Annotated in this window: 10 protein-coding genes; 4 read left to right on the top strand and 6 right to left on the bottom strand. The window is 63.3% G+C overall.

All coding sequences use genetic code 11. From position 1 onward, the window contains the following. Positions 1–5: 5 nt before the first annotated feature. The 5 genes from IB268_RS03750 to IB268_RS03730 form a co-directional block, all read right to left on the bottom strand. Complete coding sequence (locus IB268_RS03750; RefSeq protein ID WP_192353824.1) at positions 6–1,169, bottom strand: acyl-CoA dehydrogenase family protein; 1,164 nt, start codon at positions 1,167–1,169, stop codon at positions 6–8. After that, entirely contained in the window at positions 1,166–2,413 is a 1,248-nt protein-coding gene (locus IB268_RS03745; protein WP_175159804.1) for a CaiB/BaiF CoA-transferase family protein, read from the bottom strand. Before IB268_RS03745 ends, IB268_RS03750 begins: the two co-directional genes overlap by 4 nt. Then, entirely contained in the window at positions 2,410–3,390 is a 981-nt protein-coding gene (locus IB268_RS03740) for a tripartite tricarboxylate transporter substrate binding protein (RefSeq protein ID WP_054452179.1), read from the bottom strand. Before IB268_RS03740 ends, IB268_RS03745 begins: the two co-directional genes overlap by 4 nt. A 176-nt stretch (positions 3,391–3,566) precedes the next feature. Next, positions 3,567–4,550: a tripartite tricarboxylate transporter substrate binding protein gene (locus IB268_RS03735; RefSeq protein ID WP_192353823.1), complete on the bottom strand. Its 984-nt coding sequence runs from the start codon at positions 4,548–4,550 to the stop codon at positions 3,567–3,569. A gap of 27 nt (positions 4,551–4,577) precedes the next feature. Continuing rightward, positions 4,578–5,363 carry an alpha/beta fold hydrolase gene (locus tag IB268_RS03730; RefSeq protein WP_192353822.1) on the bottom strand — a complete coding sequence of 262 codons (786 nt, stop codon included), beginning with the start codon at positions 5,361–5,363 and terminating at the stop codon, positions 4,578–4,580. A 124-nt stretch (positions 5,364–5,487) separates the two neighbouring features. Between IB268_RS03730 and IB268_RS03725 the strand changes: the two genes are divergently transcribed. The 3 genes from IB268_RS03725 (at position 5,488) to IB268_RS03715 (ending at position 8,171) form a co-directional block, all read left to right on the top strand. Further along, entirely contained in the window at positions 5,488–6,519 is a 1,032-nt protein-coding gene (locus IB268_RS03725) for a helix-turn-helix domain-containing protein (protein ID WP_166738319.1), read from the top strand. Positions 6,520–6,593: 74 nt separating this feature from the next. Continuing rightward, positions 6,594–7,112, top strand: a complete 519-nt coding sequence (locus IB268_RS03720) for a hypothetical protein (protein WP_192353821.1) — start codon at positions 6,594–6,596, stop codon at positions 7,110–7,112. 96 nt (positions 7,113–7,208) lie between these two features. Next, positions 7,209–8,171 carry a bifunctional GNAT family N-acetyltransferase/nucleoside diphosphate kinase regulator gene (locus IB268_RS03715; protein ID WP_054452190.1) on the top strand — a complete coding sequence of 321 codons (963 nt, stop codon included), beginning with the start codon at positions 7,209–7,211 and terminating at the stop codon, positions 8,169–8,171. Positions 8,172–8,238: 67 nt separating this feature from the next. Here IB268_RS03715 and IB268_RS03710 read toward each other — a convergent pair whose 3' ends face one another. Then, on the bottom strand, positions 8,239–9,495 hold the full coding sequence (locus tag IB268_RS03710) for a D-amino acid dehydrogenase (RefSeq protein ID WP_192353820.1): 1,257 nt from the start codon (positions 9,493–9,495) through the stop codon (positions 8,239–8,241). Between the two features lie 250 nt (positions 9,496–9,745). Here IB268_RS03710 and IB268_RS03705 point away from each other — a divergent pair, with 250 nt between their 5' ends. Continuing rightward, positions 9,746–12,064 (top strand): molybdopterin-dependent oxidoreductase, encoded by a 2,319-nt coding sequence (locus IB268_RS03705; RefSeq protein ID WP_192353819.1) that lies wholly within the window; start codon positions 9,746–9,748, stop codon positions 12,062–12,064. The last annotated feature ends 63 nt before the right edge of the window (positions 12,065–12,127 follow it).

Raw genomic sequence — 12,127 nt, 5'->3', positions numbered from 1 at the left:
CTCCTTCAGCGCAGGCCCAGGCCGCGCGCGATCATGCCGCGCAGAATCTCGCGGGTGCCGCCCCTCAGGGAAAACGAGGGCGAGGCCTCCGTCACGTACTTCAAGGTCATCAGCAGTTCCACCGGAATGTCCTCGGCCTCGCGCGAGTACAGGTCTTCCGCAATCCAGGCCGGAATCATCTGTTCCAGCGTGGTGCCCAACTCCTTGACCAGCGCCGCCTCCACGATGGGGCTGGCGCCGCGCGTCAGCTTCTCCTGCACCGACACCGACATGGCCCGCAACGGCGTCAGCTGGCCGAGCACCTTGCCGGCGAGCCGCCGGGACGAGGGCGTGCGATTGGCGGGCAGGCGCGCATAGTCCAGCCATTGGTCGAACAGCACGATGCTGGAATACAGCCGTTCCGGGCCGCTGCGCTCGAACGCCAGTTCGGCCGTGACCTGCTCCCAGCCCTGCCCTTCGTCGCCCACCAGCGCATCGGCGTCCAACTGCACGTTATCGAAGAACACTTCGCAGAAGTGGCTGTCTCCCGACAGGTCCTCGATCGGCCGCACCGTCACGCCGGGCAGGGACAGGTCGACGATCACCTGCGACAGTCCCTTGTGGCGATCCTCCGGCCCGCCCGAGGTGCGCACCAGCGCAATCATGTACTGGCAGTGATGGGCATTGGTGGTCCAGATCTTCTGGCCGTTGAGCAGCCAACCGCGGTCGTTCGGCGCCGCCCGCGTGCGCACGCTGGCCAGGTCCGACCCCGAGTTGGGCTCGCTCATGCCTATGCAGAAGAAAGACTCGCCGCGGCAGATGCGGGGAACGTGGAAGCGCTTCTGCGCTTCCGTGCCGTATTTGAGGATGAGCGGCGCGCTCTGCCGGTCCGCGATCCAGTGCGACCCGACCGGCGCGCCGGCATTGAGGAATTCCTCTACCAGCACATAGCGCGCGAAGGCGCTGCGCCCGCCGCCGCCATACTCGCGCGGCAGGGTCAGGCCGATCCAGCCGCGCTCGCCCACGCGCCGGCTGAACGCGGTGTCGTAGCCGCCCCAGGAACGCGCCCGGATATGCGCCGGCATGTCGCGCACCGCTTCCTGCAGGAAGGCGCGCACGGCGGGACGCAGGGCCTCGTCCTCGGGAGGAATGCGCGTCAGCGGCAACGCCAGTGAATTCAATCTGCTCATCCCAGGACTCCATTGATTCGATGTGTATGCAGGGTCTCCGCACTCAAGCCCAGCAGGCGGGCCAGGACTGCGTCGGTATGCTGGCCCAGTTGCGGCGGTGCGTGGCGGTAGCTCACCGGCGTGTCCGACAGGCGGATGGGGCTGGCGACCAGCGGCACTTCGCCCGCCTGCGGGTGCTGCATGCTCATGCGCAGGCCGCGCGCCTGGACCTGCGGATCCTCGAATACGTCCGCGACGGTGTTGATGGGTCCGCAAGGCACGCCGTGCTGCTCCAGCAGCGCGACCCAGTCGCGCGTGCTGCGGGTGACGGTGATGGCGCGCAAGCCTTCGATCAGTTCCTCACGATGGGCAATCCGCGCCGCATTGCGCGCAAAGCGCTCGTCCTCGGCCCATTGCGGCCGTTCTATGGCGACGCACAGCCGGGCGAATTGCCCATCGTTGCCGACGGCCAGGATCATATGCCCGTCGGCGGTCGGAAAATCCTGATACGGCAGCGTATTCGGATGCGCGTTGCCCATGCGGCGCGGCGCCTGCTGGCCGTACAGATAGTTCATCGCCTGATTGCCCAGGCAGGCGACGCCCACGTCAAGCAAGGCCAGATCAATATGCTGGCCGCGCCCGGTGTGCGCACGCGCCTGCAGCGCGGCCAGGATGGCGGTGCTGGCATACAGTCCCGTCAGGATGTCGGTCAACGCCACGCCCACTTTCATGGGACCGCCGCCGGGCATGCCGTCGGGATGCCCCGTGATGCTCATCAAGCCGCCCATGCCCTGGATCAAAAAGTCGTAGCCGGCGCGATGCGCATACGGACCGTCCTGGCCGAAGCCGGTGACCGAGCAATACACCAGCCTGGGATTCAGCTCGCTCAGCGACGCATAGTCCAGCCCGTATTGCGCAAGGCCCCCGGTCTTGAAGTTCTCGATCAGCACATCGCATTGCCGCGCCAGCTGCCGCACCAGTTCCTGCCCCTCGGGCTTGGTGAAATCGATGCTGACCGACTGCTTGTTGCGGTTGGCGCACATGTAATAGGCGGACTCGCCCGTGGGCTGCCCTGCCGGATCGGTCACGTAGGGCGGCCCCCAGGCGCGCGTATCGTCGCCCGTGCCCGGCCGCTCCACCTTGATCACTTCAGCGCCCAGGTCGCCCAGTGTCTGGGCGGCCCAGGGGCCGGCCAGCACGCGCGACAGATCGAGCACCTTCACATTCTGCAGGGCTTGCGACGTCATGCTCGCCTCTTCCTTCATTGTTGGGGAACGTTCGCCTTCTTGACGATGCGCTGCCACAGCGCGATTTCCTTCTGCTGGAATTCGTGCATCTGCGCAGGACCGCCCGTCATCGGCGTGGCGCCCAGGCGTTCATAGAAGGCGCGGGTTTCGGGCATCTTGGAGATGCGCGTGAACAGCTCGGCCAGGCGCTCGGTCTGTTCGGCCGGCGTCTTGGCGCTGACCATCGCGCCCACCCAGGTATAAGCTTCGAATCCGGGCAGGCCGGCCTCGGTCGCCGTCGGCACATCGGGTGAAGTCCCGACACGCTGGTCCGACGCCACCGCCACCACCTTCACGCGGCCGTCCTTGGCCAGCTCCTGCACCGCTGTCACCTCGGCGAACGTGTAGTCCACCGTGCCGCCGGCCACAGCCATGATGGCATCGCCGGCGCCCTTGAACGGCACATGTACCGTCTTCAGACCGGCGCTGTCGTTCAGCAACTCCCCCATCAATTGGTAGCCGGCAGAGCCCGCGCCGAAATTCACCTTGCCGGGATTGGCCTGGGCGTAGGCGATCAGATCCTTCAGGGTGCCGTACGGCGCCTGCGGACTGACTGCCAGCATGGCGGGTGAGCGCATCATCATGGTCAGCGGCGCGAAATCCTTGACGGGATCGTAGGGCAGCGCCTTGAACAGCGCCGCATTGACCGCCAGCGTCGAATTGCTGCCGATGAACACCGTGTAGCCATCCGCCGGCGCCGACAACACGTTCTTCACCGCGATGAAACCATTGGCGCCCGGCTTGTTCTCCACTACTACCGGCTGACCGGTAAGTTCCTGCAGCTGGCGGGCGAAATAGCGGGCCGAGGTATCGGTGCCGCTGCCTGGGCCGAACGGCACCACGAACTTGATCGGGCGGGAGGGGAAGGTCTCGGCGTGCGCGACGGCCTGATGGCCGGCGGCGCCAAGCAAGGCCACGGCCAACATGGCCGTCAGCATCTTTCTGCGGTGTTGCATGGAAGTCTCCTTTGCGTGGATGGCCGGCCGCTCTAGGCGGCGGTCCTGGCCATATGGTCCAGCGGATGACTTTAGGCGCGCTTGATGGGGCTGTCTAATATTAAGAATTTGAGATTTGATATCGAATGAATATCAGGAACCATCGATTTCCACCCGCCATCAAATAAGCCCGCTGATCAATGCGCCGCCACGCCCAGCTCCTTGATCAGCCCCGGCACGACCGAATACTCCTCCCGATACTCCTTCAGGAACTCCTCCGGCGTATTGCCCACGGCGTCGAAGCCGATGTTCTCCAGATACTTGCCGAACTCCGGATCCCGCACCACTTGCTGAGCCGCCGCCGCAAGCTTCTGCACCACGTCCGCAGGCATGCCGGCGGGGCCGCTCAAGCCGACCCAGGCCTTGTTCTTGAATATGAAGGCGTCGTATCCCGCTTCGGCGAAGGTCTGGACCCCAGGCAGCAGCGCCGAGCGCCTGTCGCCGATAACGGCGATGGCCTTGACCTTGCCGTCCGCGATCATGGGCGCCGCAATGCTGGTTGATGTGAAGGTAAATGCCAACTGCCCGCCCAGCAGGTCGGTCATCGCCGGCGGAGATCCCTTGTAGGGGACTTCAATGAATTTCACCGAAGACTGCGTGGCCAGGCTCTCCATGATCAGCTGCGGGTACGAGCCCGGACCATACGACCCATAGGCCAGAGGAACCTGCGCCGCCCGGGCCTCCTTGACCGCCCCGGCCAGGTCGCCGGCCGGCATCGACCTGTTTGCGATGAGCACGGGACCTGACGCGGCTATCTTGCTGATCAACGTGAAGTCGCGCTGCGGGTCATAAGGCACCTTCATGGTCACGACCGAAGAGATGAGCGCGTCGCCCACGCTCAGCATCAAGGTATAGCCGTCGGGCTTGGCCCGCGCGACCTCGGTGGCGCCGATGGTGCTGCCGGCGCCGGGCTTGTTTTCTATCACGACGCGCGCGCCGAGCCGCGCGGACATGAGTTCGCCCAGCTTGCGTCCGATGGCGTCGATAGGCGCGCCCGCCGGCGAGGGAACGATCCAGCGGATGGGCCGGTTCGGATAATCGGTTTGCGCCATGGCGGCGACGCTGGCAAGCGCCATGACGCCAGCCAGCCCGAACGCCAGTGTTTTTTTGATGGCGGCCATGTTGTCTCCTTCTTGCAGGATCAGGAACTAGTTGTGCGTGTCCAGGAACTCAAGCACCACGCGGTTGAATTCGTCCGGCGTTTCGAAATAAGGAGAATGGCCCGAATCTTCAAAGGTGTACTTGAGGCTGCCCGGCAGCAGCTTCGCGACCAGATGGTGGCTTTCCGGGGTCAGGAAATCGTCGTGGCTGCCGCCGGTCATCAAGGTCGGCACGCGGTAGCCCTCGAACTCGGCGGGATGGATCTTGACGTCGTCGGCCTGCATGGTCAGCGCCAGGAAGCCCTTGGGATTGAGCGCTTTGATGCAGCCGTACAGATGCAGCATCTCGGGCCGGGCTTCGACGTTCTTGCGGTTCCAGCCGATACTCTTGCTACGCAGATCGTGGCGGCCGTCATCGAAGGTCTTGCCGGCCTTGCGCAGAATTTCCCAGGTCTCGGGCGAATAGGCCGGCGTCGGCGAGCCGCTGATGAAGAGCGTCTGGACGCGCTCCGGATGCTTCACGGCCAGCGGCAACCCTGCCCATGCGCCCAGCGACTGGCACACGAGGTTTACTTTTCCTATGCCTTCCTGTTCCAGTATGGCCAGCACATCGACGGGGTAGTGGCGCGGATGGTTGCGTTCCGGCACGCAGGGAGAGTTCTTGAAGCCCCTCAAGTCCATCACGATGACCTTGTACTTCCTGGCGAAGAAAGGCACCTGCTGATACCAGCATATGGTGTTGCCGCCGCCGCCATGGATGAACAGGACGGGCGCGCCGTCGCCATAGGTTTCGTAGTAGATGCGGGTGTCGTCGGACGCGGTTGCGTATGGCACGGATGGCTCCTTGGAGGGCGCGGTTGATCTAATATTTGCGTGTTGATTTTGTTCGATCCTCTGCGGAAAGACCGCGCTCCAAACAGACATCATGGGTGCCGCTCCAGACAACTACCCTCTGCATGTGGAACTGCTGCAGCCCGCCGGCAGGTTGAACGGCCCCATCCATGCCGCGATCGATACGTTCCGCACCGCCAACGGCATTGCCCGCAGCCGCAGCGGGCAAGCGAGCGGCCATGTGGTGACGTGGCGCTGCGTGGGCGCAGCCCTTTCGGCGGAAACGGACTCGGCGTCCGAACATCTGAGCTTCATGCCGCCGGGCGCGCCGGATTCGGCAATGGAGCGCGCCGTCTTTGTTCCGCCCCTGGAAACGGTCTCGGTGCCGCAGTTGCGCGCCAGCGTGGCAAACAACGACGCCGTGCTGCACGAAATCCGCAGCGCGGTGGCGGATGGGCGCTACGTCTGCGCGGTGGGCACCGGCGTCTGGTTGGTCGCGGCGGCAGGCGTACTGGACAAGATGCGGACGCCGGTGCAATGGGCGTACCAGTCGGGCTTCGCGCGGACCCATCCGGACCTGGCCATCGCCAACGATCCGATTGTCTGGGCCAGCGAGCGCATCCTGCTTGCCGGGACGCCTTCATTGGCCTATGACTGCGTGCTCGATCTGATGGACCGCACGGGCATCGCCGGACTGGCCGGCGCATCGCGCGACAAGCTCGTCTTCGATCCCGCGCGGCAGATCATCGCGTCGACGCTGCCCATAGAGAAGGTCAGCGGTCTCACACGCGACAGCCCGCTGTACAGGGCCGTCCAGTGGTTGCTGGCACATGCCCAGGAAGCGATAACGATAGGCGACGCCGCACAGCATGCGGCCGTCAGCGAAAGAACCTTGGCACGCCTTTTCCGGACGCACTTGGCGATCACCCCGCATGAATTCCTCACCGATATACGGATGAGAAAGAGCCAGATGTGGCTGGAAGTGACGCTGCGCTCCGTGGAGGACATAGCCAATGACTGCGGCTATCTGGACGTGGCGGCCTTCCGTCGCGCCTTCAAGCGGAAGTTCGGCGTAACGCCGGCGGATTACCGGCGCGAGTACACGCAGCGGGGGCCGCGGGCTCGGTGGAAAATGGAGCAGTATGGAAGAGAGGTTTAGAGACTGGCTGCCGAGAACGCCAGGAACATGCGTGGAATACTCAGGGAACTTCGAGCGCGATGGGAATTACTGCAATGGCTAGCCACAAGCTGCGTATGCTGTTCGGCGCAGCAGCTTCGATCATCTTTGCCTGGTATTGCTTCCACGGATTGTCGTGGCTTGCACGCGGTGTCGGAATCATTCCGATCGCGCACTACGATCCGCCGGTAGACCAGTGGATTCTGATCGGCGACCCGATACTTCAAAGCTGGCACAAGGTCCGCGTATCCGAAGACTTTACGCTTGCTGGCATCGCACTCATTTTCCTGACCCTGGTGCTGTCCTATTACGTGGCACGCGCGGCCTATCACCTCAGTTTCACGAAGGTCTTTACCCGCCACGATTGTTGGTTTGTCGCGGGATGGTTGATCGGCGCGCCATTGATGGCCGCGCTGGGGCACATGTTTGTCCTCCTGGTATTCGAGCAAGCCTGGGCTGATCGATGGCCCACGCTTGCTGGCGCGGCCGTGCTGATCGCTTTTTCCGGGTCAGCAAAACTGTTCGCGGATTTCTGGCAGTGGCTCATGCGCAGGCGCAGGGTTCATCCGATCTGACACGGCCCCGGGCCTTGCAAGCGGCGCCCGTTCCCGGCCCGCCCTGCACTCATCCGCATTCCGTCCTAAAATGCGCGGTTTGCCGAAAGAACCGTCATGGCCATCGCCATGAAGGGCTTTCATCCTTTACGAATGAGTGTGGTGAAGATGAACAAGCCTTTCATTTCGCTGTGCCCGGAAATCACCCGGACGCACGCGCTGACGCTGATGGATTGGTTGGAAGATGAGCGCGTGACCTGCTATCTGAGCGATTCGCGCAATGTCTCCCGTTTCATCGAGCAAGCCATCGATCGGACCCAGCTGCCGATCCTGACCCATCTGTTCAACCAGGGCGGCCGGTTCTTCATGGCCTATGACAGGCATGACGCCCCGGTGGGCTTCGTTCGCCTCGTCAAGACCGGCCCGGATTGCGAGATCGTCCTGGTGATCGGAGACTGCGACAACTGGGGCCGGAACCTGGGCGCCAGCACGATCCGCGAAGGCATGAAGCTGGCCTTCCTCGACATGCGGGCCGAAAAGCTCATCGCCAAGATCCACCCGGACAACGCGCGTTCGCTGAAGACCTTTCTGCGCAGCGGCTTTCTGCTTGAAAACGAAACACCGACGCTGAAGTCGTTTTCCATGACTGCGGGGCGTTATCTACGACTGTTGCGCGAAGGCGCCGTTGTCGACTCCACCGATATCTACATCACTGAAATCGACAAGGCCCGGCTCAAGAGCCTGATAGAACTCGAGCAGGGTCCGACTATTGTCGAGCTCGAGCACGAGCTGGAGCGCGCCATCGTCGTCAAGCCGCAGCAAGTGGCGCGGGACGTGGTCACGATGAACTCCCGTGCCTTGCTGCAGCTGGACGACGAAGAGATGGAAGTGGCCCTGGTCTACCCTGAAGACGCCGACAGCAGCGCAGGAAAGCTCTCTGTCTGTTCCGATGTCGGGGCCGCCATCCTGGGCTACCAGGAGGGGGATTCCATCGATTGGCGGATTTCGGACCGGACCCGCCGGATCGGGATCAGGAAAGTGCTTTACCAGCCGGAAGCCGCGGGCGATTTCCATCTCTAGATCGGCGTTCGTCTGTCTGGCGCGAACAACCTCGACAGGGATGGCGAAACTTCGCGTGCCGTCAATGCTACCTTCGAAAACGCTCGATCGTGAGTCCCTCGAGGTCGATTTCAGGCTTGCGGCCGCAGACCAGATCCGCCACGATCCGGGACGTTCCGCAAGCCTGGGTCCAGCCGTTCGAGCCATGCCCGCTGTTGAGAAACAGCCCGCCCCAACCAGAGACTCCGAGAATCGGGGGGCCGTCTGGCGTCATGGGGCGCAGACCCGCCCAGAAGGTAGCGTTGGCGTAGTCGATACCATGTGGGAACAGGCTGCGCACCGCCCGGACCAGCACATCCTTGCGGGCCGCCTTCAATGACAAGTCGTGGCCGACCAGTTCGGCCATGCCCGCCGCGCGGATTCTATTGCCCAGCCGTGAAATCATGACCTTGTTGTGTTCATCCATGACCGACATATTGGGCGCTTGATCGGCATTGGTCACCCGCGCGGTAATCGAATAGCCCTTGAGCGGATATACGGGAAGCTTGATCCCCAGCGGCGCAAGCAGTGCCGGAGCCTGGTTGCCCAAGGCGACAACCGTGGCATCGCCCTTCAGTATGCCGCCAGAGGTCTCTGCGCCCACCACCCGACCGCCCTCATGCAGCAATCGCCGCACATCGGTGTCGAATCGAAACTTCACGCCCGCACGCTGAAGCCAGGCGGTCAATGCCTGGCAGAAAATGTGGCTATCGCCCGAGGCATCGGACGGCAAATGAAGGCCGCCCGCGATCCTGGCGGTGGCGTCTCGCAAGGCCGGCTCGACCGCCAGCGCATCGCGCCCGTTCAACACACTGTGGCGAATGCCGAATTCCCTCAGTGCGCTGGCGGCAATATCGCCATACCGGCACTCCGCTACGGTCTGGAACAGCTGCAACACGCCGCCCGCATGAAAATCGAACGCGATCGGCGTCTCGGCCATGAGCTGCTTCAGGCAAGCGAGACTGTAGTGAGCCACGCGCTGCATGCGCAGTTTGTTGACGCGAAACCGCGGCGCATTGCATTCCATCAGCCATCGCCTGGTCCAACGGAGCCTTTCAAATTCGGGCCAAAGCGAAAAGCGCACCGGGGCATCGGCTTGCAACGCCATCTTCAATACCTTGATCGGCATTCCCGGCGCGGCCCATGGCGCCGCAAAGCTCGGGCACAGACCGCCCGCATTGCCGAAGCTGGTTTCCATTCCCGCCGCCGAGTGGCGTTCCACAACTTCGACGTCATGACCTTCGCGGCAGAGATAGTAGGCCGTTGTGGCGCCGACTACGCCGGATCCGAGGATGAGAACTTTCATGGGCGTGGTTGTCTTGGTCGATCGTGATGTCTGCGGCGTAGCCGGAAGGCGCTGCCCGGCGATGCCAGGCCGGACCGGATTCAAGAATAAAGGGTGCCGGAGTGAAATTTATTTCATTGTTTTGACGCCAATCCGCGCGAATGGAAAGAAAATTCACCAGCTGTATTGCTAGCATTAATGGCGTGTTGAACATTCGCAATCGGTCCGCGCCTTTGATATGCGCGGCCTTGGGCCGGAACCTCGTCAAATCATGTCTGAACAGATTCGCCGCTTCCCCTCGCTCTCTCATTGGGGCGCATTCACCGCGGTCACGCAAGGCGGCCGGCTGATCGATTGCGAACCGTTCGCCCGCGACAGCGCTCCCTCGGGCATCCTGCAATCGATGCCTGCCATGGTCCACTCGCCGCTACGGGTGAACCGGCCAGCCATCCGGAAGGGATGGCTGCGCGACCGGCACTTGTGCGACGGGAGCGAGCGCGGACGTGACGACTACGTTGAGGTCAGTTGGGACGAGGCCCTTGCGGCGGTCCATTCGGAACTCCAGCGAGTGAGGACAGAGCATGGCAGCGAGGCCATCTTTGGCGGCTCATATGGCTGGTCATCGGCGGGCCGTTTGCACCATGCGCGCACCCAGACGCACCGTTTCCTGAACGCCGGCGGCGGCTTTACGAATCAAGCGGGCAACTATAGCTGGGGCACCGCGCAGTTCCTGCTGCCCCATGTGATCGGCACCTATACGCCGGTTACCGGCCGTGTGACGGACTGGAACAGTGTCACCAGTCATACGCGGCTGCTGATCGCATTCGGCGGCATGCCGTTGCGCAACACGCAGATCACATCGGGCGGCGCAGGGGACCATCCCGTGCCCGCGCAGCTCGAACGGGCGGTAGCCGCTGGCATGGAGCTTGTGGTCATCAGCCCGACCCGGGGAGATGTCCCTGCCGGCGTGCGTGCGCGCTGGATTCCCATTCGTCCCAACACGGACGCGGCCTTGATGCTGGCAATGATCCAGGCGCTGATCGTTGATGGCGTCCACGACGAAGCGTTCCTCCAGACCCACTGCGTTGGATTTCCGGCCTTGCGCGATTATCTCGAAGGCAGTACGGACGGAATCCCGAAGACGCCGGAATGGGCCCAGGCGATCTGCGATGTGCCGGCCGAGACTATCCGCGCACTCGCGCGTCAGGCACGCAACACTCGCACGATGCTGACTTGCGCGTGGTCGTTGCAACGGGCTCATCGCGGCGAACAGCCGTATTGGGCAAGCATTGCGCTAGCCGCTGCGTTGGGGCATATCGGGCTGCCTGGCGGGGGCTTTGCGTTTGGGCATGCGTCCATGAATGGCGCGGGAAACCCGCGCATGGAGATCGCGGGACCGGCCATGGAATCGGGACGCAACCCGACCGGCTCGGTGATTCCTGTTGCCCGGGTCACCGACATGCTGCTGCATCCTGGCCAGCACTATGAATTCAATGGGCGGGAAGGTACTTATCCAGACATCAAGATGGTGTACTGGGCCGGCGGCAACCCCTTCCATCACCAGCAGGACCTGAACCGCTTCAGCCGGGCGTGGAGCCGGCCGCAAACGATAGTCGCCCATGAGATCTGGTGGACACCCATGGCGCGGCGCTCGGACATTGTGCTGCCGGCCACCACCACGCTGGAAAGAAATGACATCGGCGGATCGACGCGCGATCGTCACGTGTTCGCCATGCATCAGGCCCTGGCGCCGATCGGCTCCAGCCGCAATGACTTCGACATATACCGGGAACTGGCCGCGCTGGGCGGCTACGAGCATGGTTTTACCGAAGGCCGAGGCGAGATGGAGTGGGTACGGCATATCTACGAATCAATGGCCAAGGAATGGCGCGACTGCGGCCATATGGCCCCTGATTTCGATGCATTCTGGAGCCGCGGGTTCGTGGAAATTCCCGAGCCTGAAAAGCCATTCGTGCTGTTCGAAGAGTTCCGTCGCGACCCCGAGGAACATCCACTGCGTACACCGTCCGGACGCATCGAGCTGTATTCGGAAAAAATCGCCGGATTCGGTTACGCCGATTGCCCGCCCCACCCCAGCTGGCTGACGCCGGACGAATGGCTTGGATCACCCAAGGCTGCAAGGTGGCCGCTGCATCTGCTCACACCGCAGCCCGCGGGCAAGCTCCATTCCCAAATGGATGGCGGCAAGGCATCGGTGGACCTCAAGGTCAATGGCCGGGAGGCCCTGCGCATTTCGCCGTTGGATGCGCAAGCGCGCCGCATCGGCCAGCATGATCTCGTCAAGATTTACAACGACCGTGGCGCGTGCCTTGCCACCGCGCTTATCGACGCCGACCTCAAGCCTGGCGTGGTGGCGCTGCCTACGGGAGCATGGTTTGACGCTGCCGACGAGGAGCTGGAGATACACGGCAACCCCAACGTATTGACGATAGACGTGGGCACTTCCCGCTTGACTCAGGGAAGCAGTGCCCAGTCCGCGCTGGTGGAGGTAATGCGCTGGGAAGAAGCCGCGCCTTCGGTCCGGGCCCTGGAGGCGCCGGCAATTGCCAAATTGGATCGTGCCGCATAGCCGTCTGGCCCGGGTCCGGACACGGCTTTTCCCAAGTGCCCGGAGCGCCCCTCGATGGGGCGC

The organism is Achromobacter sp. ACM01 (assembly GCF_014851745.1).
Lineage (GTDB): Bacteria > Pseudomonadota > Gammaproteobacteria > Burkholderiales > Burkholderiaceae_B > Achromobacter > Achromobacter aegrifaciens.
This window is presented reverse-complemented; position numbering and strand designations above follow the sequence as displayed.

What these genes read in the sequence shown, in the direction of transcription:
- IB268_RS03750 (WP_192353824.1), bottom strand. Translation starts at nt 1,169, where the DNA reads ATGAGCAGATTGAATTCACTGGCGTTGCCGCTGACGCGCATTCCTCCC.
- IB268_RS03745 (WP_175159804.1), bottom strand. Translation starts at nt 2,413, where the DNA reads ATGAAGGAAGAGGCGAGCATGACGTCGCAAGCCCTGCAGAATGTGAAG.
- IB268_RS03740 (WP_054452179.1), bottom strand. Translation starts at nt 3,390, where the DNA reads ATGCAACACCGCAGAAAGATGCTGACGGCCATGTTGGCCGTGGCCTTG.
- IB268_RS03735 (WP_192353823.1), bottom strand. Translation starts at nt 4,550, where the DNA reads ATGGCCGCCATCAAAAAAACACTGGCGTTCGGGCTGGCTGGCGTCATG.
- IB268_RS03720 (WP_192353821.1), top strand. Translation starts at nt 6,594, where the DNA reads ATGGCTAGCCACAAGCTGCGTATGCTGTTCGGCGCAGCAGCTTCGATC.
- IB268_RS03715 (WP_054452190.1), top strand. Translation starts at nt 7,209, where the DNA reads ATGGCCATCGCCATGAAGGGCTTTCATCCTTTACGAATGAGTGTGGTG.
- IB268_RS03710 (WP_192353820.1), bottom strand. Translation starts at nt 9,495, where the DNA reads ATGAAAGTTCTCATCCTCGGATCCGGCGTAGTCGGCGCCACAACGGCC.
- IB268_RS03705 (WP_192353819.1), top strand. Translation starts at nt 9,746, where the DNA reads ATGTCTGAACAGATTCGCCGCTTCCCCTCGCTCTCTCATTGGGGCGCA.